The sequence below is a fragment of the Campylobacter concisus genome (genome assembly GCF_002913225.1).
In the GTDB taxonomy this organism is placed as follows: Bacteria; Campylobacterota; Campylobacteria; order Campylobacterales; family Campylobacteraceae; genus Campylobacter_A; species Campylobacter_A concisus_J.
The window spans coordinates 1-24,366 of the sequence record NZ_PPAW01000001.1 but is presented as its reverse complement, the minus strand read 5'-3'; the positions used below and the strand labels follow the sequence as shown (position 1 = coordinate 24,366).

At 40.3% G+C, this 24,366-nt stretch carries 24 protein-coding genes; 2 read left to right on the top strand and 22 right to left on the bottom strand.

Going from position 1 to position 24,366, the window contains the following annotated elements:
• Nucleotides 1–10 precede the first annotated feature (10 nt).
• From CYP26_RS00120 to lpxB, 21 genes are all read right to left on the bottom strand, one after another.
• Complete coding sequence (locus tag CYP26_RS00120; RefSeq protein WP_258031345.1) at nucleotides 11–1,417, bottom strand: CHAD domain-containing protein; 1,407 nt, start codon at nucleotides 1,415–1,417, stop codon at nucleotides 11–13.
• A gap of 135 nt (nucleotides 1,418–1,552) precedes the next feature.
• Nucleotides 1,553–1,963 (bottom strand): Fur family transcriptional regulator, encoded by a 411-nt coding sequence (locus tag CYP26_RS00115; protein WP_009294652.1) that lies wholly within the window; start codon nucleotides 1,961–1,963, stop codon nucleotides 1,553–1,555.
• Between the two features lie 71 nt (nucleotides 1,964–2,034).
• Nucleotides 2,035–3,861 carry a 1-deoxy-D-xylulose-5-phosphate synthase gene (gene dxs / locus CYP26_RS00110; protein ID WP_103629907.1) on the bottom strand — a complete coding sequence of 609 codons (1,827 nt, stop codon included), beginning with the start codon at nucleotides 3,859–3,861 and terminating at the stop codon, nucleotides 2,035–2,037.
• On the bottom strand, nucleotides 3,854–4,720 hold the full coding sequence (gene fliH, locus CYP26_RS00105) for a flagellar assembly protein FliH (protein ID WP_103629906.1): 867 nt from the start codon (nucleotides 4,718–4,720) through the stop codon (nucleotides 3,854–3,856). The genes dxs and fliH overlap by 8 nt, the downstream gene beginning before the upstream one ends.
• Nucleotides 4,717–5,748, bottom strand: coding sequence for a flagellar motor switch protein FliG (fliG, locus tag CYP26_RS00100; RefSeq protein ID WP_012001435.1), 1,032 nt, complete (start codon nucleotides 5,746–5,748; stop codon nucleotides 4,717–4,719). The genes fliH and fliG overlap by 4 nt, the downstream gene beginning before the upstream one ends.
• Nucleotides 5,748–7,445, bottom strand: a complete 1,698-nt coding sequence (gene fliF / locus CYP26_RS00095) for a flagellar basal-body MS-ring/collar protein FliF (RefSeq protein WP_103629905.1) — start codon at nucleotides 7,443–7,445, stop codon at nucleotides 5,748–5,750. Before fliF ends, fliG begins: the two co-directional genes overlap by 1 nt.
• Before the next feature lie 4 nt (nucleotides 7,446–7,449).
• Nucleotides 7,450–8,547: a histidinol-phosphate transaminase gene (hisC, locus tag CYP26_RS00090; RefSeq protein ID WP_103629904.1), complete on the bottom strand. Its 1,098-nt coding sequence runs from the start codon at nucleotides 8,545–8,547 to the stop codon at nucleotides 7,450–7,452.
• Complete coding sequence (gene pheA / locus CYP26_RS00085; RefSeq protein ID WP_103629903.1) at nucleotides 8,547–9,626, bottom strand: prephenate dehydratase; 1,080 nt, start codon at nucleotides 9,624–9,626, stop codon at nucleotides 8,547–8,549. Before pheA ends, hisC begins: the two co-directional genes overlap by 1 nt.
• Nucleotides 9,610–10,833, bottom strand: coding sequence for a diaminopimelate decarboxylase (gene lysA / locus CYP26_RS00080; protein WP_103629902.1), 1,224 nt, complete (start codon nucleotides 10,831–10,833; stop codon nucleotides 9,610–9,612). Before lysA ends, pheA begins: the two co-directional genes overlap by 17 nt.
• A 55-nt stretch (nucleotides 10,834–10,888) precedes the next feature.
• The gene (locus CYP26_RS00075; protein WP_103629901.1) at nucleotides 10,889–11,953 is read right to left on the bottom strand and encodes an LptF/LptG family permease; all 1,065 of its coding nucleotides are present in this window, start codon (nucleotides 11,951–11,953) and stop codon (nucleotides 10,889–10,891) included.
• Nucleotides 11,950–12,498: an aminoacyl-tRNA hydrolase gene (gene pth / locus CYP26_RS00070; protein WP_035143659.1), complete on the bottom strand. Its 549-nt coding sequence runs from the start codon at nucleotides 12,496–12,498 to the stop codon at nucleotides 11,950–11,952. Before pth ends, CYP26_RS00075 begins: the two co-directional genes overlap by 4 nt.
• Before the next feature lie 11 nt (nucleotides 12,499–12,509).
• The gene (locus tag CYP26_RS00065) at nucleotides 12,510–13,046 is read right to left on the bottom strand and encodes a 50S ribosomal protein L25/general stress protein Ctc (protein WP_002939542.1); all 537 of its coding nucleotides are present in this window, start codon (nucleotides 13,044–13,046) and stop codon (nucleotides 12,510–12,512) included.
• Between the two features lie 67 nt (nucleotides 13,047–13,113).
• Nucleotides 13,114–14,274 carry a type IV pilus twitching motility protein PilT gene (locus CYP26_RS00060; protein WP_103614982.1) on the bottom strand — a complete coding sequence of 387 codons (1,161 nt, stop codon included), beginning with the start codon at nucleotides 14,272–14,274 and terminating at the stop codon, nucleotides 13,114–13,116.
• Nucleotides 14,274–15,266, bottom strand: coding sequence for a transaldolase (locus tag CYP26_RS00055; protein WP_021083637.1), 993 nt, complete (start codon nucleotides 15,264–15,266; stop codon nucleotides 14,274–14,276). The genes CYP26_RS00060 and CYP26_RS00055 overlap by 1 nt, the downstream gene beginning before the upstream one ends.
• A 4-nt stretch (nucleotides 15,267–15,270) precedes the next feature.
• Nucleotides 15,271–15,897: a phosphoserine phosphatase SerB gene (serB, locus tag CYP26_RS00050; RefSeq protein WP_012001427.1), complete on the bottom strand. Its 627-nt coding sequence runs from the start codon at nucleotides 15,895–15,897 to the stop codon at nucleotides 15,271–15,273.
• Nucleotides 15,898–15,905: 8 nt separating this feature from the next.
• Nucleotides 15,906–16,403, bottom strand: coding sequence for a chemotaxis protein CheW (locus CYP26_RS00045; RefSeq protein WP_021087872.1), 498 nt, complete (start codon nucleotides 16,401–16,403; stop codon nucleotides 15,906–15,908).
• Between the two features lie 10 nt (nucleotides 16,404–16,413).
• Nucleotides 16,414–18,768: a hybrid sensor histidine kinase/response regulator gene (locus CYP26_RS00040; protein ID WP_103629900.1), complete on the bottom strand. Its 2,355-nt coding sequence runs from the start codon at nucleotides 18,766–18,768 to the stop codon at nucleotides 16,414–16,416.
• Between the two features lie 8 nt (nucleotides 18,769–18,776).
• On the bottom strand, nucleotides 18,777–19,730 hold the full coding sequence (locus CYP26_RS00035; protein ID WP_103629899.1) for a chemotaxis protein: 954 nt from the start codon (nucleotides 19,728–19,730) through the stop codon (nucleotides 18,777–18,779).
• Entirely contained in the window at nucleotides 19,730–20,521 is a 792-nt protein-coding gene (locus tag CYP26_RS00030) for a UDP-2,3-diacylglucosamine diphosphatase (protein WP_103629898.1), read from the bottom strand. Before CYP26_RS00030 ends, CYP26_RS00035 begins: the two co-directional genes overlap by 1 nt.
• Nucleotides 20,522–20,584: 63 nt before the next feature.
• Entirely contained in the window at nucleotides 20,585–21,070 is a 486-nt protein-coding gene (gene greA / locus CYP26_RS00025) for a transcription elongation factor GreA (protein WP_012001423.1), read from the bottom strand.
• Between the two features lie 3 nt (nucleotides 21,071–21,073).
• A complete protein-coding gene (gene lpxB, locus CYP26_RS00020; protein WP_103629897.1) occupies nucleotides 21,074–22,108 on the bottom strand; it encodes a lipid-A-disaccharide synthase in 1,035 nt (344 codons plus the stop codon).
• A 102-nt stretch (nucleotides 22,109–22,210) separates the two neighbouring features.
• Here lpxB and surE point away from each other — a divergent pair, with 102 nt between their 5' ends.
• Nucleotides 22,211–22,987: a 5'/3'-nucleotidase SurE gene (gene surE / locus CYP26_RS00015; protein WP_103629896.1), complete on the top strand. Its 777-nt coding sequence runs from the start codon at nucleotides 22,211–22,213 to the stop codon at nucleotides 22,985–22,987.
• Nucleotides 22,977–23,627, top strand: coding sequence for a tRNA threonylcarbamoyladenosine dehydratase (locus CYP26_RS00010; protein WP_103629895.1), 651 nt, complete (start codon nucleotides 22,977–22,979; stop codon nucleotides 23,625–23,627). Before surE ends, CYP26_RS00010 begins: the two co-directional genes overlap by 11 nt.
• Before the next feature lie 278 nt (nucleotides 23,628–23,905).
• Here the strand turns inward: CYP26_RS00010 and CYP26_RS00005 are convergent.
• A partial coding sequence (locus tag CYP26_RS00005) for a methyl-accepting chemotaxis protein (RefSeq protein WP_258031343.1) occupies nucleotides 23,906–24,366 on the bottom strand: 461 nt, incomplete at its 5' end.

Below are 24,366 nucleotides of genomic sequence, written 5' to 3'. Positions count from 1 at the left end.
TTTTAGACCTTTATATGTAGTAAATTTTTAAATTTCGCGAGATCTTGCGAGTTGCTTTTATAAATTTAAGCCGTTTTTTTAGTATCTCTTCTCTGGTTTTATAAATTTGTTTGTAGATTTTACTCTCAAGTTTTTCTTTGCCAGCAGCCTCTGGCAAGCGCTCTAAGATGCCCAGCCAGACGTCATAGTCTTGAAGCGCACCAAAGATCTCTTGCATATCTTTTAGCCGCTCTTCATACTTTTTAAGCCCGTCAAAATAAAAAATCTCACTCAAAAACTCGTAAGTATATCTCACCTTTTTAAGCTCGATCCTGATCTTGTGAAAGCTCTCATTTGGGCAGTCTTGATTCAGGCTTTTTAGCCTTTTTTGAGCCAAAACTAGAAGCGTTCTTAGTTTAAACGAGCCAAGGCGCGAAAGGCTTACGTCAAAGAGCTTTGATCTGTAAAACTCGCCCTCATTTAAAAATATCTCCCACTCTTTTAAAAAGGCGTAGTTTTCCTCGTCGCTAAGGTAGCTTTTAACGTTTTCATACTCTAAATTTAGAGCCTTTTGCACAAAGTAAATTAGCTCATTTGCGTGCTTTTGCTCACTTAAAAAGTCTAAAAATATGTCGAGGTCTCGCTTTTTGTTAGTTGAATTTGCCAAAATTTTAAAATTCTCACCAAAAAAGAGCGTCACTTTTTCATCAAAAACACCGTTAAAAATTTTAAGTAGCGACCTAACTTTTCTTAAATTTACTCGCAGGTTGTGCAAAATTTCTTCGTCGTGATCTTGCAAATAGTCACTCTTTAGCCTCTTTATCTCTTTATATATGCTTAAAAATAAAGCTCTAAGTGCCTCGCCACTTTTTAAATTCGCAGTAAAATTTGGCGAAATTTCTTTGTTTTTAAAGACATTGTAGGCTCTTTTGTAGTCGATTTCTTCATTTTCGTTTGCGTGAATGGCAAGAAATTTGTTTTTATATCTTTTATCACAGGTGACATCAGCTTGACAAAACTGCTCCAAAAATGATGGCAGTTTAAAATAGACAGCCTCATTTTCATCACTAAATTCGATCTCAAACGTGCAAAGGCCGTTTAAGCCGTCTTTAAAAACATCGATGTTGCATGGATTATTATTAAGCCGAAAAATGTATCTATCTTTTGTGATGACGCGTCCGATACGGTTTTTTAGAGCCTTTTTAAACTCCGCCTTTTCGCAAAATTCCTCGTTTTCTTCTCTTATAAGATCTTTGCCGACCTTGATCGTTTTTATAAATTTACCCTCTTCACTTCTGAAGCGGATCTCTTCATTTTGCGTGATCTTGGTGTAAAACTGAGAAATTTCAAGGTGCTTAAAAACTACTCCAGTATCTTTTAGAAAATCTAGAATTTGAGAATTTTTGAGTAAAAATTTACGCTCTATCTCCAAACCCACATTTTTCTCCGAAATTTTTTGTTTATTTTAGCAAGTTAGTGCTTAAAATAATGAGAAAAAAGCTAACTTTAGGCTTGTTTGAAGTGTTTTATGAAGAAAAAAATTTATGTTGCATTATGCAACATAAATTTTGCCTTATCGGCAGTGCTTACAGCTTTTTACGCTAGCAACGATATTTAGGCGCTCGATGATGTTACCGATCTTTTTTTCAAGCGCCTCTTGGTATTTGCCAAGCTCTGAGTCATCATAGCTCATATCCTCGACGCTACCGCAGTTTTCGCAAACCACGTGGATGTGCGGATGCTCATAAATGTCGTATCTGGCCTTTTGATTGACTATATTTACTTCAACCACAAGACCCTCGTCTTTTAAAGTGTTTAGGTTTTTATAAACAGTTGCGAGCGAAACTGATGGATTTTCTTTCAAAATTTCATCATAAAGCTCATCGATCGTTGGATGTGTGTGACGATCAAGAATTCTCAAAACGCTAAGACGCTGTGGCGTTACTTTAAGCCCAGACTGTTTTAGCAACGATACATATTGCATAATTTTCCCCTATACAAATTTTTGCTTTATGCTAGCAAAAGTAATATTAAACGTTTCTTTATTAAATGATATTAATTATTCTCTAGTAATTTTTGGGTAATTTGCTCAGCGCTTATGCCAAGGCTCTTTTCAACCTCAGCTGTCGAGCCATGCTGGATAAATTTATCATCATATTCAAAGCTAACAACGCTTACATTTGATATGCCATTTTCTTGTAAAAATGCGCTTACGATCTCGCCAACACCGCCTTTTTTAGCGCTATCACTAAAGATATACCACTTCTTGGTGCGTTTTGCAAGACCTAGTAAAAGCTCACTATCAAGTGGTTTTACAAAGACTAGATCAACAAGGATAGCTTCGAGCTTGCCAGCTAGTAAATTTCTAACCAAATTTGCCTTGCCAACGCCGTTGCCATAGCCTAAAAACGCGATGTCACTCTTTGCGTCAGCTAAAATTTCACCCTTGCCAAACTCTAGCGGCTTAGCCTTAAACTCACCTCTTAAGATAAACGCCCCACGCGGATATCTAAACGCGCTGACACCTTTGTAAGAGTAGGCAAATTCCATAACATTTTTCATGCTCTCTTCGCACCTTGGAGCAAAAAGAACCATGTTTGGCACAGCGTTTAAAAAGCTAATGTCAAAAGCACCTTGATGCGTTTCGCCGTCTTCGCCCACGATACCCGCCCTATCCATCGCAAAAGTTATGTTTAAATTTAGTATAGAAGCGTCGTGGATGACCTGATCGTATGCCCTTTGCATAAAGGTCGAGTATATCGCGACAAATGGCTTAAAGCCCTCTTTTGCCATGGCTGACATAGATGTAACTGCGTGCTGCTCGGCTATCGCCACGTCCCAAAAGCGGTCTGGAAACTCATGTATGAGCGCGTCCATGCCAGTGCCTGTTGGCATCGCAGCCGTTACGCCAACGATGTCGCTGTGCTCTCTTGCCATCTTTAAAAGATGCTCGCTAAAGATCGCCGTGGCTGACTTATTTGACTGTCTTTTTATAAATTCGCCACTTTTTAGATCAAACGGCCCAACTCCATGCCAATTTTCATAGTAACCCTCGGCAAATTCATACCCTTTGCCCTTTAGCGTCTGCACGTGCACGATGACTGGCTTTTTCATGTTTTTGGCTGTTTCAAATGTGCTAAGAAGCGCTGAAAGGTCGTGCCCATCGACTGGGCCTATATACTCAAGCCCAAGCTCTTCAAAAAACATGCCAGGAGTGATGAGTCTAATGCCCTCTTCCATGCGTCTAGCCATGTAGGCTGCAGAGTCTGGCATATAGCTTAAAAAGCGCTCAACCCTGCCTTTAAATTTTTGATAAAACTGCCCAGCCATCATCTGGCTTAGATACTTGCTGAGTGCGCCTATTGGCTTACTTATGCTCATCTCATTGTCGTTTAGGATGATGACGCAAGGATATTTTCTATCCCCCAGCTCATTTAGCGCCTCATACGCCATGCCGCCACTTAGCGAGCCGTCGCCTATGACAGCCACTGGCAAGCGCTCTTCATTTTTTAGTTTGATCGCCTTTGCAGCGCCAACTGCAAGCGAAATAGACGTCGAGCTATGACCTGCCACAAAGTAGTCAAATTTGCTCTCGCTTGGCTTTGTGTAGCCGCTGATACCGTTAAATTTTCTAAGCGTATCAAAGCTGTCCCAGCGTCCAGTTAGTAGCTTGTGCGCGTAGCTTTGGTGGCTCACATCAAAAATAAACGGATCTTTTGTAACGTCAAAAATTTTATGCATCGCAACGATGATCTCGACTGCACCGATGTTTGAGCTAAGGTGACCGCCATTTTTACTAACGGTGGCTAAAATTTTATCTCTGATGTCGTGGCAAAGCGCGTTTAGCTCATCGACATTTAGGCTTTTAACGTCTTTATTCATTATTTACCAGCATTTTTAGCTTTTCAAGCCTTGTTTGCATCGTTGCATCGATGTTTCCACCCTCGCTTATGATCACCACGCCACCTTTACTTATGGCATCATCAGCGCTTACTTTTACGCGTTCGTTTTTACTAAACTGCTCTTTTAGATACTCGCTATCTTCAGGATTAACGCGAATTTCTATATTTTTTACGTCGCTTAGCTCTTTAATGAGTGAGCCAGCTAAGTGGTGAGCGATCTGACTAGAAGCCGTTGAGACCTCTTTTTCTATCACCTCTTTTGCGATCTTTATCGCAGTTTGACCAAGCTCATCCTCGCTCTTTTTTAAAAACTCATCAAATTTAACATACTGCTCGTCTAGTTTTGCAGCTGAAGCGTTAAATTTAGCCTCAAGCTCCCTTATCTTTGTCTCGTTTGCAGCGTTTGTTTGGGCTATGCCTTCGTTTTTGCCATCCTCTTTTGCACGGGCGATCTCGGCTTCAAGACGCTTTGCAAATTCGCTCTCTTGATTTTCTATCTGCATTTGAAGCTTGATGATGTTGCTGCTTAGCTCATCGGTCTTTTTAAGTAGCTCCTCGACAAAGCTAGAGTCAAATCCAGGCTGGTGAGCTTGGCTATTTTGAGACTGAGGTACAAAGTGATTTTGCATGTTTGGTTGCACTGGGTGCGACATCTGAGGTGCGAAATTTTCACCACCTTGTTCTAAATTTTGCTCATTTAGCTCTTCACTAAGATTATTTTCTTCTATCAAAACAGGTGCGCTATCTTGAGCTCTTTCGTTACTTCCAAGCACCTTAAATCTATAATTTTCTATAAAGTGAGCCGGCGAGGTCTCACTTGTTATTACGCTACTTTTCATTCTATCATCTCATCTGCTTCGCCAACTTGGAAGACACCTTGATCAGCTAGACCTTGAACGACCTCAACGATGCGTCTTTGCGCCTCTTCAACGTCTTTTACACGCACAGCACCAAGGTATTGCATCTCCTCTTTGAATGCTTCGGCTGCACGCTGAGACATATTTGATAAAAATTTATCCTTAATGCCATCACTTGAGCCCTTAAATGCAACCATAAGGTCCTTTTTATCGACATTTTTGAGAATTTCTCTAATCGCAGTTGCGTTAAGGTTGATAATATCTTCAAATGTAAACATAAGCTCTTTGATCGTTGTAGCAAGCTTATCATCGCTTTGTTCGATGCGCTCGATCGTGCTTTTGCTGGCTTTTTGACCAAGTCTGTTAAGCACTTCTGCCACAGCTCTTGGGCCACCAACCTCGACCTTGTAAGATGTGAGGCTCTCAAGCTTGCCCTCAAGCACTGTTGAGACACGCTTGATGACTGATGGGCTGATCTCGCCAAGGTTTGCCATCCTGATCACCACCTCGCTTCTTAGCTCATCTGAGAAGAAGCTTAGCGTCTCGGCGGCACTTGTTGAGTCCATGTGGGCTAGGATTAGCGCGATAGTTTGAGGGTGCTCTTTTACGATGAAGTCTGCGAGTTGCTGTGGCTTTATCTTATCAAGATAGCCAAAGCTCTTTGAGTTTTCCATGCTTTTAGCAAGCTTGTCTAAAATTTTCTGAGCAGCCTCTGGGCCAAATGTGCGGTATAAAATTTCTTTTGCATACTCTAAGCCGCCACTTCTCATATATTGGTTTGACTGCATTAGAGCGTAAAATTCTTCTAAAATAGCGCCTGCTACTTGCTTGTCTATATTTTTTGCAGTCGCTATGTAGCCTGAAATTTCAGTGATGACATCAACATCCATGTGAGAAAATATAAGAGCTGTCGCCTCTTCGCCAAGCTGGATTAGTAAAATAGCGATCTTTTCTGGCATCGAAAGATCGTCATATATCATCTTTTGCTTATCGGTTAGTTTTATAGACATCAAATTTCCTTACGCATGTTAAAGTCACTATCGTTTTTAACCATATCTTGGAGTAAATTTGAAATTTCCTCGCTTCGTTCAGTGACTATTATCTTCATCTTTTCAAGAAGGACGTCGTATTTTAGCTCGTCCTCGTTAAATTCACCACTAAGTCCAAGCTGCTCCTCAACCTTCTTGCGAGCGGCTTTAAATTTCTCGAGCGTATCTTCTGCATCCATCTCGATCTCTTCAAGATCGTCCTGGGCTTGCTCCTCTTCCTCTCTGGTCTCCTCAAGCATTTTTTGCATAAATGGCACGATGACCTTTTTGTAGAAAAAGTAGAGTAAAACAAGCGCAAAGATGTATTTTAGTAGCGGCAAGAAAGGCATCACGTAGTTATTCATAAAGCCATCCATCTTCTCGCCAGTGCTGACATCTTTGCCAGTTTTAAACTCGAAGTTATCCAAGCTCACCTCATCGCCTCTATTTTGATTGTAGCCGATTGATTGTTTGATTAAATTTGTGATTGATTCTCTTTGCTCTTTGGTAAGCGGGGCAAATTCAAGCTCGCCAGTTGGCTTGCCGTCCTTGTCTTTTTTGCTTTGATAAAGTCCGTCTATAACGACAGCTGCGCTTACTCTGTTTATGCTAGCAAACTGCCCTTTGACATTTGTCACTTTCTTTGAAATTTCGTAGTTTGTCTGCTGTGAGCTTTTATTATACTGCTCTCTTAAAGTGCTGTCATCTAGCCCTTGAACTGGGCCGATATTGCTAACCGCACCTGGTACGCCGCCCACTTCATTTGGAGATGAGCCTTGGCGTTTTTCCTCGATATTACTCTCGCTTCTTACGACGTTATTTGGGTCATAAACCTCGCTTTTTGTATCTTTTTTATCAAAGTCAAAGTCGATATTTACCTTTGCTACGACCTTATCCGCACCGCCTACGATAGGAGCTAGGACATTTACGATCTTTTGCTCGTAATTATTTTCAAACTCACGCTTATAGCGGATCTGCTGAGCTATGGCATCACTATCAAACTCTCCGTCCTCATCACCAAGTGCGACGCCATCTTGATTGACGATCTTTACATTTTCTGTGCTTAAATTTGTAACAGAGGCAGCAACTAGGTTTTTAATGCCAAAAATTTGCTTCGCATTTAGACTAACGCCTGGCTTTAGCTCAACTACGATAGAAGCGGTCGGAAGTGCTTGCCTTTCAGTAAAGACACTCTCTTTTGGTATGGCTATTCTTACGGTTGCTTTTTGGATAGATGAGAGGCTCTCGATCGTTCTAGCTAGCTCGCCCTCAAGCGCTCTTTGAAATTTAACTCTCTGCTCAGCATCAGTAGCTCCAAATTCTTGCTTGTCAAAAATTTCAAAGCCGATCTTGCTCTCTTTTGGTATGCCAAGCGTTGCAACCGCGATACGCTCTTTATATACATCGCTTGTTGGCACAAGGATAGTGCCTTCATTTGCTAGTTTATACTTTATGCCATCTTTATTTAGCTGATCGACTATTAAGGCTGAGTCGCTTGGGCTGATGTTTTCAAAAAGAACGCTATATCCTGCAAAGCTATCACTTTTACTTTTGTAAAGTGTTAAAAATACCAAAAAAGCCACAACTAAGACGATCGAGCTACCTGCGACGATCTTTTGTTTTAGTGAAAGCTTTTGATAAATTTGACTTATTTGATGAAGTAATGCCTTAAAATCCATATCCCTACTTTAAAATTTGCTTTAACTCTTCAAAAACTCTATCGTTTTGCCATGCCTGACCGATGGTGATTCTCGCCGCATTTAAGGCATAGCTTTTTAAATCTCGTAAAATTATACCTTTTTTTAGCATCTTTTCGCATATCTGGCTTGATTTTGGCTCGTTAAATTTAAATGTGATGAAATTTGTATAGCTTGGGATAAACTCAATGCCATTTTGCCTTGCAAATTCCTCATATCTCTTCATCTGCTCGAAGTTGTTTTGCATAGTTTTTTGCACAAATTCATCATCACCAAGTGCTACGATCGCCGCTCTTAAGCTCGGTATTGTGATATTAAAAGGAGCTCTTAGCTTTGAAAGTGCGCCTATGATCTCTTCATTTGCCACGCCGTATCCAACGCGCATGCCACCAAGTGCGTATGCCTTTGAAAAAGTGCCAAGATAGATGGCATTTTTAAATTTCACCACCTCGCTTGGCTTTATCTCTTTTTTGCTATCTTTAAATTTAGCAAATTCGTTGTAAGCACAATCAAGCACGACAAGCGTGTTTTCGCCAATATTTTTTATAAATTTATAGACCTCGTCAGCATCGATGCACTCGCCTAATGGGTTATTTGGTAAGCAAAGAAAAATGACTGAAATTTCATCTTTGTGCGCATTATAAATTTCTAAAAACTCACTCAAATTATGCTCCACGCTCTTTGTTCGGTAAATTTTAGCCCCAGTTTGTTTTGCATAAATTTCATACATCGCAAATGTCACTCCAGCCATCAAAACACCACTTTGCTTGTTTGCCTTTGCATGAAGCGCATACTCTATGATCTGATCGCTTCCAGAGCCGATGATTAAATTTTTGCTAGTTACGCCAAATTTCTTAGCCAACCCCTCTTTTAGCTCAAAGTAGCTATCATCTGGATAAAGATGTGCGTTTTTAGCGACCTCTTTTAACGCCTCTTCTACGCGTTTGCTCGTGCCAAAAGGGTTTTCATTGCTCGCTAGTTTTATCACATCTTTTACATCGATGCCAAACTCCCTAACCACAAGTTCGATCGGCTTTCCAGCCTCGTAATTTACTAGATCATCTAAAAAGTCATTAAATTTCATTACTCATCTCCGTTTAAATAGCTTCCAAGCCACGTTATCTCAGCGCCGCTCTCTTTTGCGAGTTCAAAGGCGTTTTGCACCTTCTCATCGTCAATATGCCCCTCAAAGTCAAGATAAAAAATTGACTTAAATTCGCGCTGTTTGATAGGACGTGACTCAAGTTTTGTGATATTGATATTCTCATTTTTAAAGATAGAAAGCAGATCAGCAAGGCGTCCTGGGCGGTGATCAGTTTTAGCTAGGATCGAAGTTTTCGAGTTTTCAACCTTGGCGTTTTTAAAATCGCTTAAAATCAAAAATCTCGTTCTGTTTGCCATATTATCTTCGATCGTTTCATAGACGATTGGCACGTTGTAAATTTTAGCTGCGATTTTTGAGCAAATGGCGGCTGATTCTCTATCCATAGATGCCATATATGCAGCTGCTGCGGTTGATTTGGCTGGGATAAATTCGACCTCATTTAGTAAGTGATCTTCTAAAAATTTACGGCACTGGTTGTAGCCTTGCGGATGCGAGTAAATTCGCTTTATCTCTTTTAAATTTTCATTTATGCTAACAAAGCTATGATGGATATCTACGTAGAGCTCTGCCACTATCTTTATATCATCAAATTTACTCAAACAATCAAGCGTAGCTCCAACAGCGCCTTCAGTGTTGTTTTCGATAGGCACGACGCCATATTTTGCCTCTTTTTGAGCCAGCTTCGTAAAAACTGCCTCGATCGTAGCAAGTGGCAGATAGGCACTCATCGCGCCAAATCTACTTTGCGCTGCTTGATGCGTGTAGGTGCCCTCAGGTCCTAGATATACTATCTTTTGAGGCATCTCTAAATTTCTGCTAACAGCAAAAATTTCAAGATAAATAGCCTCGATCGCAGCCTTATTTAAGGCTTTTTCTTTGCTAAGGCTAGTTAAGCGGTTTATGATAGCTCGCTCGCGCTCAGGACGATATATAGGCGTTCCAGTCGTTTGCTTTAGCTTGCCGATCTGCTCGACAAGCTTCATCCTCTCATTTAATTTATTTAAAATGAGATCATCGATACTATCGATCTCTTTTCTAAGCTCATTTAGCTCTTGCATCAGCACTCTCCAAAAATTCTACCTCAGGTGCCACGACATCCTCAAAGCTCTCGCGTCTTCTTATCAGCCTATCTTTGCCATCAAGCACGCAAACTTCAGCGGCTCTGTTTCTTGTATTGTAGTTTGAGCTCATGCTAAATCCATAAGCCCCAGCCCCTTTAACCACGATGACATCGCCACTCTCGCACTCTGGCAGCTCTATATCTTTTGCTAAAAAGTCACCGCTTTCGCAAACTGGACCAACCACGTCGCAAGTGCCTAAATTTTCATCCTTGCCGTAGGCGAAAATTTTGTGATGCGCGCCATAAAGGCTTGGTCTTATAAGATCATTCATCGCACCATCAGTGATGACAAACCTCTTTTTGCCGTTAAATTTCTCATATAAAACGCTTGCCACAAAGTAGCCAGCATTACCCACGATAAAGCGTCCTGGCTCGCAAACGATGGTCACATCTTGACCCTTTAGCGCGCCTAAAATTCCTTGTGCGTAGTCGTATAAATTTATCTCTTTTTCATCGTTGTAGATGATACCAAGTCCGCCGCCAACGTCAAAGAATTTGATGTCGATCTCAAGTGCTCTTAGCTCTCTTAAAAGCTCACTAACGATCTTTGCAGCGTCTATTATCGGGCTTAGTGAAGTTAGCTGCGAGCCGATATGAAAGTGTATGCCAGTTGGCTCAAGAAACTCTGATGCTTTAGCGTGGATATACATCTTTTTAGCTGTCTGCGCATCAACACCAAATTTGTTTTCATTTAGCCCTGTTGAGATATATGGGTGTGTTTTTGCATCAACGCCAGGATTTACCCTGATGCTAATCCTTGCCTTTAAATTTAGCCCTTTTGCTATATCTTCAAGCCTTAAAAGTTCGGCAAAACTCTCAACATTTATCAACAAAATTTCATTTTCTAAAGCCTCTTTTAGCTCTTCATCGCTCTTACCAACGCCGCTAAAGATGATCTGATATCTCTTGGCTCCTGCAAGAAGCGCCCTTTTGACCTCGCCGATGCTCACGCAGTCAAATCCAGCTCCAAGATCAGCCAGAAATTTTAAAACGCTTAAATTTGAGTTTGCTTTTACAGCGTAGCAAACCAGAGATTTTCTAGCGTAAAATGCGTTTTTTAGCGCTTCGTAGCGCTCTTTAATGTAGTTAAAATCATAAACGTAAAGTGGGGTTTTGTATTTGCTTGCAAGCTCTTTAAAATCCATAAAATAGCCTTTTTTAAAATGGCTTGATTTTACAAAAAAGTTGCCAAAATTTGGCTTAACGATGCGTTTTTATGAGATAAATGGCGTATGCAAAAAGCAAAATAACAGGGAGAACCATGCCGATCTCTGGCAAGATGACTGAGGTTTGAGCAAATTTGGTTAAGATAAAGAGAAGTCCCCAAACTACGAGTGTTATGACGACAAAGATAAATGTTGAGAGTGCGAGGTTAAAAAACCTGCCGGTCACTGGCAAATGATAGTAAAAAATAAGCAATAAAAATGGCGCAAAAAATGGTGTGATAGCAAGATTATAAAATGCCGTTCTTGCGCTATCAAGCCCTATGCCTTCGTTTTTAAATGTCTTTATAAAATTTATCGCATCAGGTATATTAAATTTCGAGTTTTCAACGCTTGCAGCACTCTCGATGCTCTTTGGCTTAAAGCCTCTTAATGCATCTAAATTTTCGCTTTTTACCTTGCTAAAGCCATTTTCGCCAAGCTCTAAGTTTTGAGGCAAAAAGGTCTGATTTACATCCTCTAAGACCCACTCATTGTCTTTAAATTTAGCGTGGTCGGCAAAGGTTGTCGAGATCAAATTTGTACCATTTATTTCAAAGATCCTTACGTCATTTGCCCTTTGTTTGGCTGAGTTTAGCTCTTTTATGTAGATAAATTTGCCTTCAAATTTCAAAAATGAGTCGTTTGTGCTTTTTGAAAAAGCAGTGTTTTTTGCGATACTTTTTTGATAATCATGCGCATAAGCAAACGGCGTAAAATTTAGCCCGACGTAAAAAATCGTCACAAAAAATGCGATGAGAAATGGCGGCAAAATGAGCTTGTTTTTGCTGATACCAAGAGCATAAAAGCTGATTAGCTCGTTTGAACGAACCATATTTACATGCAAAATTATTAGCGCAAAAATGAGCGAAAGTGGCAAAACGTAGCTAATGGCACTTAGCGCAGTAAGGCCAACGTAGAGTAGCTGAAGGTTGGCAGATGGCGGCAGATCTTTTAAATTTGTAAGCAGATCGATGCCCACATAAAATAGCTCAAGCGCTAAAAATACGATAAGAAAAGATTTTATATAGACCCAGCCAACGTATCTGGCGTATAGTTTCATTTGATAAGACCTTTTTTTACCGTAAATTTTTGTGAAATTTCGTTGATGTCGCTCTTTAGTAGCTCGCAAACCGCATTTTTTGTATAGGCTAAAATTTCATCTAAAGCCTTTTTTTCTTCATCGCTAAACTCTCCAAGGACAAAATTTTTAGCATCGCCCTCATGCCCTATGCCAACGCGCACTCTTTCGTAGTCGTTGCCTATTAGATTATCGATCGATTTTATGCCGTTATGTCCGCCGCTACTGCCGCCTTTTTTAAATTTAACCGCACCAAAACTAAGATCAAGATCGTCGTGGATGACGATGATCCTATCTGGCTTATAAAAGTCTTTTACTGCCTTTACACTTTGACCTGAGAGGTTCATAAAAGTTGTTGGTTTTAGCAAGATAATGTCGTTAAATTTAAAAACTTCGCCTTGAAATTTAGCTGAGCTAACATCTTTGAAATTTGAGTCTTTTAGGAGGTCTATAAGCATAAAGCCTATGTTGTGTCTAGTGTTTTCGTATTTGGGGCCAGGATTGCCCAGCCCCGCTATTAGTGTCACAAAAGCCCTTTTTATTTAGCTTTAATAACTCCAAGTACCGCAACACGGTCAGCGTCAATGATAGTAACGCCTTTAGGAGCTGTGATATCACGAACCAAAATCGTATCATCAATGTCAAGCTTGCTTACATCAACATCAAATGAATTTGGTAAATTTTCAGCCGTGCATTTTACGCAAAGACGTCTTTTTGACTGGATCAAAACGCCCTTGTTTTTAAGGCCAATAGGTGTTCCAACTGGCTTAACTGGGATCATATATTTTGATAAAACGCCAGGAAGTGCTACTTTTAGATCTACGTGTTTAAGATCGCTTGTAACAACATCTCTTTGGTAATCAACAATAACGACATTATAAACTTTTCCGCCTACTTTTACATCAAAAGCAAGGCTCTCTTTTTTGCGCGCTTCTTTAATAAAGTCATTTACTTTAAAAGCAGCTGCAACATTCTCTAATCCCTTGCCATAAATGTTGGCGATTAGATAACCATCTCTTCTCAAAGCCTTCGCAGACTTCTTACCGATACTCTCTCTAACGATTCCTTCTAACATCGTTTTCCTTTCATAAAAAATAGGTGCTGATTTTATCTAATGCTTTATAAATTTCACATAAAGCTTACTAAATTTCTTTAAGTGCGATCACTTCAGGTTGATCTTGTTTGCTTTGAGGTTTGCCAAAATTTACACCATTTTCAAAGCTAAAGCCTGCTACATTTGAGCTTTTTATCTTAAGCTGCAAATCGCCCCTATTGCTAGCATTATCAAGCGCCACTTCGGCACTAATTATCTTATTTTCATAAAGTTCAAGCAGGTGCTGATCAAAAGTTTGCATGCCATAAGTATTTTTTGACTCAGCTATGGCAAGATCGATCTCATCAAATTTCTCTTCAGATATGAGCTCTTTTATGCGGGTATTTTTTCTCATGATCTCGACTGCTGGGCGTCTTGTGCCAAAAAGCGTCTTAACTAGCCTTTGTGAGATGACACAAGCAAGCACTGAAGAGAACATAAGGCTGACTTTATCTCGCTCGCCTTGCGGGAAGCTATTTACTATTCTATTTACGCTCTCTTTTGCATCAAGCGTGTGAAGTGTCGAAAGCACCAAGTGTCCAGTCTCTGCGGCTCTAATGGCAGTCTCAATCGTCTCAAGATCTCTCATCTCACCCACCAAAATGATGTCAGGATCTTCTCTAAGTGAAGCTCGTAGCGCATCTGAGAAATTTAGCGCATCTGCCCCGATAGAGCGCTGATTGATTATGCTTTTATCGTCGTTAAATACGTATTCAATCGGATCTTCAATGGTTACGATGTGCGATCTTTTTGTCTGGTTTATGAAATTTATCATGCTTGCAAGCGTTGTCGTCTTGCCACTTCCAGTTGGGCCAGTCACTAAAATGATGCCACGAGTGGTCTCTGTACAAATTTTTTCTATCACGCTTGGTAAATTTAGATCTTTTATGGTTGGGATTTTCGTTGGAGTGACACGAAAGACAGCAGAAATTCCATTTATCTGCAAAAACATATTTACACGAAAGCAGTACTCATCATTTAGTTTATAAGAAAAATCTATGTCTTTTTTATCCATAAACTCATCAAATTTAGCTCCCAAAAGCTCTTTTGCGATAGCCACTGCGTCACTAGGGCCCAAATTTTCTTCGCTAAGTGGCATGATCTCACCATTAAATCTGCCATAAACAAGGCTTGCAGACTTTAGATGAAGATCGCTGCCGCCTTTATCAACTAAAGAGCACAGATATGAGTCTAGGTCTTGTTTGGTCATTAAAGTGATTTCATAATCTCATCAAATGCTGCAACAAACTGCTTTAAGCCGTCATTTAAAAGCTCTTTATAAGTAGCATTTATATCGATTTCATTATTTTTTATGATGTGAAAAAAGCTTGAGATATTCTCTTTGCTAGGGGCATTTTTTGCCTCGGCTTTTTCTTTTATAAATTCTTTTATAGTATCTATCGGAGCTGTGTTTATAGAGTTTTTATACATTAGCTCTCTAACGTAATAATCCCCTCTTAAACCACCACCTTTTACGCCAGTGCTTGCAAAAAGTGTCCTTACGTTTTCTAAGCCAAAATCCTCAATGATATGATAGATATTCGCAGCGTTCATTATGCCGATCTGCCCTGTTGGTAGGCTCTTTGCAGACATTGTCTCATCAAGCTTTCTATCAAATCTACTAACAAAAACGCTGATCACACCTTTTGGCATCGTCGTATCCACAAAGCGGCTTGCGTAAGCTTTGCTACCCTCTTTAAAAGCCTCTAGGCAGTTTTTGGCCTGATCTGGCGAGAAAATGAGCGTCGCATTTACGCTGATGCCTCTTGCCATGAGCGCGCTCATCGCTTCATAACCCTCTTTTGTGGCTGGAATTTTTATCATAACATTTGGCATTGAGATAAGGTTGTGAAGCCTGATGCCCTCTTCTATCGTCGCAGCTGTTTCGCCACTTAAATTTGGATCGACCTCGATGCTAACAAAGCCATCATCGCCATTTGCGTAGTTTTTTAACATTTTACATGCGGCGATCTTGATATCTTGGGTCGCTAAAATTTCATAAAGATCTTTTGGATGACGCTTGTTGCTATTTTGTATGATCTGTTTGTAAGCAGGTGATGCAAAAGCTGTTTTAAAGATAGCTGGGTTGCTTGTAGCTCCGTTTATAACGCCTTTTTCTAATAAAGAGTTGAATTCGTTTTGTAAAAAATCTCTCTCTATAAAGTCACACCAAAGAGAAAATTTAGCTTCATTGTCATACATTTTTTCACCTTATAAAATTTAAAATTTCACGCAGATCTTTGACATCCACGCAATGCGTCGCCTCTTTTTTTAAAATTTCTTTCGCACAAAAGGCAATTTTTAGATCACATTTTCTAAACATAGATACGTCATTGGCTCCGTCGCCAACGCACATGATCTCACTTTTATCTAAATTTAATAGCCCCTTTAAGCGATCTATCATCTCGCCTTTTGAGCTACCAAACATCATCTCTCCGCCAACTTCACCTGTTAAAATTCCATCTTTGTGGTGCAAGATATTTGCAAAATTTGCGTCAAATTTAAGTTTTTCTTGCATCTTATCAGTTGCGATGTGAAAACCACCACTAAAGACCACGACTTTTATATCCTTTTGCTTTAGAGCCGCTATAAGCTCGCTAGCCCCTGGCATGATAGGTAAATTTTTACAAATTTCATCTGCCTTTGAGAGTGGCATTCCTTTTAAAAATTTTACTCTTGCTGTAAGACTTTCAAAAAAATCAAGTTCGCCGTTCATCGAACGCTTCGTTATGCTAGCCACCTCATCGCTGGCGTTATTGGCGGCGGCGAGGATATCAATCGTCTCGCCGTCCATTATCGTAGAGTCAAAGTCAAAAACACAAAGTTTTATCAAGCTATGCCCTAAAAATCACGCTTTAAAAGGCTCTCAACCTTTAAAATCGTAAGGATATTTTGATCGCGTTTGCCGATACCATAGATCATGCCTTTGTCTTTTACCAAAGTCTCTGGCGGCGGATCGATCCTGTTACGGTCTATTCTGATAGCCTCCGTCAAGCGGTCTATCACGAAGCCTGCGATGTTATCCTCATCTTTCATGACGATATATCTTGTATTTGAGCTTTGCTTTGTAACATTTAGTGAAAAACGTTTTCGCAAATCAATAAGAGGGATAACGTTTCCACGCAAGTTAAATACACCAAGGACATAGTCAGGCACACTAGGAACACGGGTGTATTCGATAGGTTTGATTATCTCTTGGATATTCAAAATAGGTATCGCATACTCTTCCTCGCCAACAACAAAGCCAACAAGTTGGACTATATCTTCGTTATTTTTTATCTCAGGCTCGTCAATTTGCTGTTTTTGTTTGCTTAAAACTTGGTTTAGTTTATCATTCATCGCCTAACCCCTAACCTAATTTAATATTTTTTCTAACAACGTTTTCAAGGTATTCTGACGAATATGGTTTTGTGATATATTCTGTCATGCCGACCTCTACTCCGCGCAATCTATCAGTTTTAGACGTTCTTGATGTTACTGCTATTAGCGGTAAAGTGCGATACTTAGAGTATTTGCGAATTTCACCAGCTAGAGTATATCCGTCCATCCTTGGCATCTCAATATCGATTAGCACCGCATCAAAGGCATGCTCGCCTGATTTAATTATATTGAGTGCTTCTACTCCATTAGTTGCTTCTATTATTGTGACGCCGATTGGCTCAAGCGATTTTTGCATGATGGTTCTATCCATCTTAGAGTCATCAACGATTAGGACCTTATAATCGCTTGGTTTCTCTTTTGCTTTAGCACTATCTTCCATTTCGGCTCTAATATTTACCTTAATATCCTTTGCCATCTCCATCATAGCACCAACGTCTATAATAAGAGTTACGCGGCCATCGCCTCTTATAGTAGCTCCAGCGATGCCTGGGATATTTTGTAAATAATCACCCATTGACTTAATAACGATCTCTTCTTGACCGACTAAAGTATCAACGATGATGCCCAGTTTTGCCTCGGCAACGCCAATGATAACGACATAAGTTTGATCTCCGCCATCAAAGACTTTATTGACACCAAAGACATCTGAAAGTCTAACAAGAGATAAGACCTCATCTCTTAGTCTTAAAACGTTTTTACCATCGATCGTGTAAATATCATCAATAGGCACACGAACAGTTTCAAGAACGCTCGCAAGTGGTATCGCATAAAACTCCTCTTGTGTTCCGACAAGAAGTGATTGAATGATCGCAAGTGTGAGTGGAATTTTAAGCTTCATAACTGTGCCTTTTCCAACTTCACTCTCGATATCAATGATACCATTTAGCTTTTCGATATTTGTCTTAACAACGTCCATACCAACGCCACGACCAGATACGTTTGTAACCTTGGCTGCAGTTGAAAATCCTGGCTTAAATATAAGACCAAAAGCCTCTTTCTCGCTCATCGCATCAGCTTCTCGCTCAGTGATGATGCCTTTTTCTATTGACTTGGCTTTAAGCATATCAGCATCTAAGCCCTTACCGTCATCAACTATCTCAACAACGATATGGTTGCCCTCATTGTAAGCTTTTAGCTGAACAAGGCCTTTTTCAGGTTTGCCCATTGCCTTTCTTGTCTCAGGATCTTCGATGCCATGATCGCATGAGTTTCTGATAATGTGAACCAGCGGATCGCCGATCTCTTCAACGATTGATTTATCAAGCTCTGTCTCTTCACCTGAAATTTCAAGGTCGATTTGCTTACCAAGGTCGCGGCTAAGATCGCGTATCATACGTGGGAATTTATTAAAGACTTTTGCTATTGGAAGCATCCTTGTCTTCATAACAGCAAGTTGGATATCAGTCGTAACTAGACTTAGACTTGAGACTACTTGATTTAGCTCTTCGAGGAATTTCTCGCCCTCATATCTCTCTTCTACGTCATCATAAATTTTTAACAAGCGGTTTTTACCAAGAACAAGCTCACCGATTAAATTCATCAAGTGATCAAGTCTTTTTACTTCAACACGTATCGTTTGCTCTTGTGCTACCGCACTGTTACTACTAGCTGCTGGCACTTTTTTATCCGCATCTCTTTCTCTACTAGGAGCTGGCTTAGGTGCTGGTGCTGGTGCAGCGCTTGTGGCTGGAGCTATCTCTTCAGGAGATTTTGGAGCTATGCCTTTTGAAGCACGTCTTGCTTGATCTTCAGCCTTTCTAACTTTTAAAAGTCTTTCTATCTCAGCTTCAACCTCAGAGTCACTTAGCTTTGAAAGCTCGGCATCGCTTACTTCAGGAGCTGTTTCTTCGGCTGGTGCGACAGGTTCTGGCTCTTTTACTGGCTCAGGTGCTGGTGCGGCTGCTGGAGCTTCTGGGGCTGCACTTGGGGCTTCACCTTCAGAAATTTGAGTAAGTCTTACACAAATATTTTTGATATCAATGCCAGCGGCTGCGTCACTACCGTTATCTCTAATGCTCTCAAGTAGTCCCTTCATCATATCAACTGACTCAAGAACAACATCCATGATGTCCGGAGTGATCTTTAGCTCGCCTTTTCTAGCTTTGTTTAAAACATCCTCCATGTGGTGAGTAAGCTCTGTTAAAACGTCAAAATTTAAAAAGCTTGAGCTACCTTTTACTGTGTGAGCAACACGGAAAATTCTATTTAAAAGCTCCAAGTCTTCAGGGTTTGCTTCTAGTTCAACAAGATCATGGTCTATCTGCTCAATAAGTTCGAAAGCCTCTATTAAAAAGTCTTCCATTATTTCTTTCATATCATCCATACTTCACCTCACTTCGCAGATTTAGAATGTGCTTCAATCACTTTTAGCACCTCTTGATAAAATACACCAGCATCAAATTTTGTAAGATACGCAGCACCACCGGCTTCTTTACTCTTAACCTCACTAAATTCGTTGCTTAATGAAGAGTTAAACACAATCGGAACATCTTTAAATCTATCATCATTTTTAATAGTTGAAGCAAAGCGGTATCCATCCATTTGTGGCATTTCGATATCACTTAAGATAACTCTAAGCTCTTTTGCTAAGTTATCTCCATATCTTTGATAAAGCTCTTCCATCCTCTCTAAGCCCTCAACGCCGTTTTTAGCTTCAACTACACTAAGGCCCATCTTCTCAAGTGCATCTTTTACTAGCTTTCTAGCAGTTGAGCTATCATCTAGAACTAAAGCAGCACCTTTGATCTTTTGATCGTCTGTTACGTCAAATTCTATCTTCGGTGAGTAAATTCCTAGCTCTTCAACGATGCTTTCAAGATCAAGAATTAAAAGTACTTCGTCGTTTTCTATTCTCGTTACACCTGTGATCTTGCCCTTATCTAGAGTACCAGCTCCAGCAGCAAAATTTGCAGGCTCTATGTCTTTCCAGTTTATACGTCTGATCCTCTTGGCCTCATGGACGATAAAACCGATCAATATACCGCTAAATTCAGCGATAATAACACGTGGCTTTATGACTACACCCTCAGTTGGCTCGACGATATTCATCCATCTTGCTAAATTTATAACAGGGATAACCACACCTCTTAAATCAAAAATTCCCTCGATATACTCAGGAACGCCAGGAAGCTCGGTAAGATTTGGCATCTTAATGATCTCCCGCACCTTTGCGACATTGACTCCGTATATTCCTTCATATACTTTGTTTTCGGCCTTTTTAAAGATACGAAAATCAACAAGTTCCATCTCGTTTGAGCCCGTTTTTAGTACGTTGTCTCCAAACATCAATGTCCTTTCAAACTCATTTTGAGCAAATTCAACTTTTGCTGGGCGTATTCTACAACAAAATAACTTTGCTCGCATGCAAAGCAAGGTAAATTTATATAAAATCTATCGTAAATATCAAATAGCTCACCTTGATGATAGTGTCCCTCTATCACTATACTTGCGTCAAAGCCCTGCAAATGCTTGCTCATTAGCTCCTTGAAGTTTGAAATTTTATAGTGCAGATTTTTTTTAGTAAGTTTGGCTAGTATCGCTTTTGAAATTTTAAAATCCAAAATTTTATCAAGCGCGTTCATAAATTTCAAAAACCATCTAAGCCTTAAAAACCTAAGCGCATACTTATCTATAAAAGGTAAAAATATATCTCCGTGCGCGATCTGGACGTGCTCGCCACTTATAGTTCTAAATTTCACTGGCTGAGCGCAAATGTCATAAACCTTCACCCCCTCAAAGCTTAGCCTCTCGCCTTTGTCCCAAAAATCTCTAGTTTTATCAAATAAATTTGAAAGCCTAAAATCGTGGTTGCCCTCGAAGTAAAAAATTTCCACCTTTTGTGAAATTTTATTTATAAGCCTTAAGTGCTCAGCGTAAAATTTTTGCGTATATTCGCCCTCGCCCGTTAAAAAATCAAATATATCACCAAGCAAGAAAATCTGTGGTGGCTCCTTGATCTCTCCGCTATCAACAGCGCGCAAGAATTTCAAAAATCCATCACGGTTTATGTTTTCATGCGCATCAGCCAAAAAGATCGCGCCTTCTTTTATAACGGGGGCATATAGGTATTCGCTCAAATTTTGCCTTAATTAAAAATTAGCAGAGCCAAAAAGCAGTTTTTAGCTCTTCGCCTCGTCTTTTTAGTCAAATTTTATAGGCTTGTAGCAAATTTTCACGATCTCAACGTCGCTTCTGCCTTTTGGTAAATTTAGCGCGACCTCATCGCCTTCAGCCTTGCCTAAAAGCTGCTTTGCAAGAGGTGAGTTTATCGAGATATAGCCCTTGTCTAGGTCACTTTCGCTCACACCAACTATCGTGTAAGTATGCTCAACCTCGGTCTCTTCGTCCATTATCGTCACACTTGAGCCAAACCTCACCCTGTCATGCTCGTAGCTACTTGGATCGATCACCTCTGCGTTTGCCAAAAGTGCGCTAAGCTCAGCGATCCTAGCGTCTATAAAGGCTTGTTTCTCTTTTGCTGCGTGATACTCAGCATTTTCTTTTAGATCGCCGTGGCTTCTTGCGATGTCGATCTCTGTTACTATTTGTGGGCGCTGCACTAGCCTTAGATCCTTTAGCTCAGCTTCTATCTTCTCATATCCGTGCATTGTCATTGGTTCACTCATTTTTTACTCCATATTTTTTAAAATTTTTACTACATTTTTACTGCTGCCATGCCCTAGGTAGGCCCTTAGTTCATCGCAGCCTTTTAAGAATTTTTGCCTATCGCAGCTCTTGTAAGCTTTTAGCAAATTTTCAGCCGTTGCAAACTCTTGGATAAACTCCTCATGAAGCGGCTCTTTGCCCATGAAGTCAAACATTATATTTGCAAGTCCCGCGTGCTTTATCTTTACAAATTTTCTAGCGATGAAAACATCTATCGCTTTTGCCTTGTATGCTAGCACAAATGGCGTGCCAATGAGCGCTGCTTCAAGCGTAGCCGTGCCAGAGCATACAAAGGCAAAGTCGCTCTCATACAAGGCTTCAGGAGTGTTTGAGACGACCTCAAAATCGCTCACATCGCCATAAATTTCACCCACTTTATCAAGCAAAAATGGCGGCACGACAAGCAACCTCCTGGCATCTATTTTTTTAGCAAGCTCTCTATAAACTGGCATCAGCCTTGAAATCTCTGACCTTCTTGAACCTGGCAGAAAAGCCACTTTGCCGCTGCTACTTAGGCTAGTTTTTTTAAGTTTTATCTCATCCATCAAAGGATGTCCAACATAGGTCGATCGGCTATAAAATTTCGCATCAAATGGCAGGATCGAAGCTAGGTTGTCACAGTATCTCTCCACAACGCTCACTCTTTTTGGCTTCCACGCCCAAACTTGCGGCAAGATATAGTATGTCACGGCTGCTTTTGCACCGGCCTCTTTTATCGCCTTTGCAAGCGGCAGATTAAAGGCTGGACTGTCGATTAGCAGCACTGCATCAGCCTCTTTTGCCATCTGGCTCATCACTTTCATCGCTTTTTTTGCTTTAAAAATGAGTGGCAAAACCTCGACAAAGCCCATCGCTGAAAACTCGCTGCTTTTCATATATGGCGTGCCAAGCTCTTCGCTAAAAATTCCCATTAGCTCAAATTCGCCCTCGAAATTTTTCAAAATTTCTTTTAAATGCAAATTTGCCGATGGCTCAAGAGCGGAGACTAAAATTTTCATTTACACACTTTCATCAGGTCTTTTTTTGGGGGCATTATACGCAAAAATTCTTTAAAATTTTAAGAAAGCTGTGATAAAATCCAACCCTTTAAAGGATAAAATTTGAAAGAAATTTTGATAACAAATGACGATGGATTTGAGGCGACTGGCCTGCTTGCCTTAAAAGAAGCTTTAAACGAGCTAGATGACGTAAATGTCACGATCGTAGCTCCAAGCTCTGAAAAATCAGCCTGCGCTCACTCTTTGACGCTCACAAGGCCTCTTAGGTTTATAAAACTTGATGATGGCTTTTTTAAACTTGATGACGCAACGCCTAGCGACTGCGTCTATCTCGCACTTCACGCACTTTATAATAAAAAACCAGATCTAGTGATAAGCGGCATAAATCACGGGGCAAATTTAGGCGAGGACATCACCTACTCTGGCACGTGTGGAGCGGCGATGGAGGGCGTTTTACAAGGCATTAGAAGCATCGCTTTTTCGCAGTTTTATGAAAACAACTCACTAAATGAACTTGGCTTTGAGCTAGCAAAAGAGATCGTTAAATTTATCGTGCCAAAGGTGCTAAATGATGAAATTTCGCTAAATCAAAGAGAATTTCTAAATGTAAATATCCCAGCCACAACTAGCAAAAATTTCAAAGGTTACGCCGTCGTGCCAGCTGGCAGACGCACCTACGCCACGCATGCCACGCTTAATCGCAACCCAAGAGGCATCGAGTACTACTGGCTTGGAAACGCCGCACTTGAATACGAAAAAGGCGAGCCAAGCGACATCAGTAAGGTAAATGAGGGCTTTGCCACGATAACGCCCATAAAACTAAATATGACCTCATACGAGAGCTTGGAGAGTTTAAAAGGGAAATTTGATGCAAAATGATAGATTTACAAGGATAAGATGGCTATTTGGCGAGGATGGCTTTAGCAAGCTTCAAAGCGCAAAAGTGCTAGTTTGCGGAGCTGGAGGCGTTGGCGGAATGTGCGTGGATGCGCTCGCTAGAAGCGGGGTCGGAAGCATCACTCTAATCGATAAAGACATCTTTGACGTGACAAATCAAAACCGCCAAATTTACAGCGAAAATGTGGGCGGCGTAAAGGTGGAGGAGTTTGCCAAAATTTATCCTTGCATCACGCCTATGCAGACGCTGATCACGCCTGAGTTTGTTGCTGGATTTGACTTTAGCAAATTTGACGTTGTGATCGACGCGATCGATGATATCACCGCCAAGATCGCCCTTGCAAACGCAGTAGATCCTAGCAAATTTATAGCCTCGATGGGTGGTGCAAAAAGGGTCGATCCTACAAAAATAAAGGTGGCTAGCGTTTGGAAAACCTCGGTCGATCCACTAGCTAGAAAATATAGATATGAGCTCAAAAAATCAGGCTTTAGCGGTAAATTTGACGTGGTCTTTTCAACAGAAGAGCCACTTTGCAAGCCACTTGGCAGCTTCATGGGTGTGACTGCCTGCTTTGGACTAAATTTAGCCTCGCTAGCTGTTAAAAAGATAATTGAACAGTAAGCCTAAATTTACACTCCGAGCAAAATTTCAAATTAGAGCTGGCATTTTTGGATATAAATTTAATAGCCAGCTCTACAAGAGACTACTTTGACAATCCAAGATGAGCATCTAGCAAATTTGAAAAATTTCATGAACGAGTAATTTTAGTAGTCAATTCTTGCGAGTGAATGGAATTTTAAAATTTGCAAAAATTAAACCCCAACCCAGCTTAAACCAGGTTGGAGTTTATTAAATCCAGTAGTTTGCATTAAACAAATTTAAGTTTGTTTATTAAGAAGTTAAAACCTCTTCTTCCTAACATCCTCAACAATAGCTTTAGCCATCTCATCTACTTCTGATGTTACTTCGTTTGCTTGGTTAGCAATTACAACATTCTCTTTTGTTAGGTGATCTATTTGAGCAACTGATTGATTTATCATATTGATTCCTTCACTTTGCTCTTTAATTGATTCACTCATCTCATTTATTGATTGAGCTAATACATTTGTATTTGCTTCTATCTCACCTAGAGATTTTTGAGTACGTTCAGCTAGTTTTCTAACTTCATCAGCAACAACTGCAAATCCTCTACCATGTTCTCCAGCTCTAGCTGCTTCTATTGCAGCATTAAGTGCTAGAAGGTTTGTTTGATCTGCTATATCTCTAATGATAGTTATGATGTTTTTAATTTCATCACTTTGTCTTATAACATCAGCTGTCTTTTGAGAGATGGCATTCATTGAGCTAGACATTTGCTCAA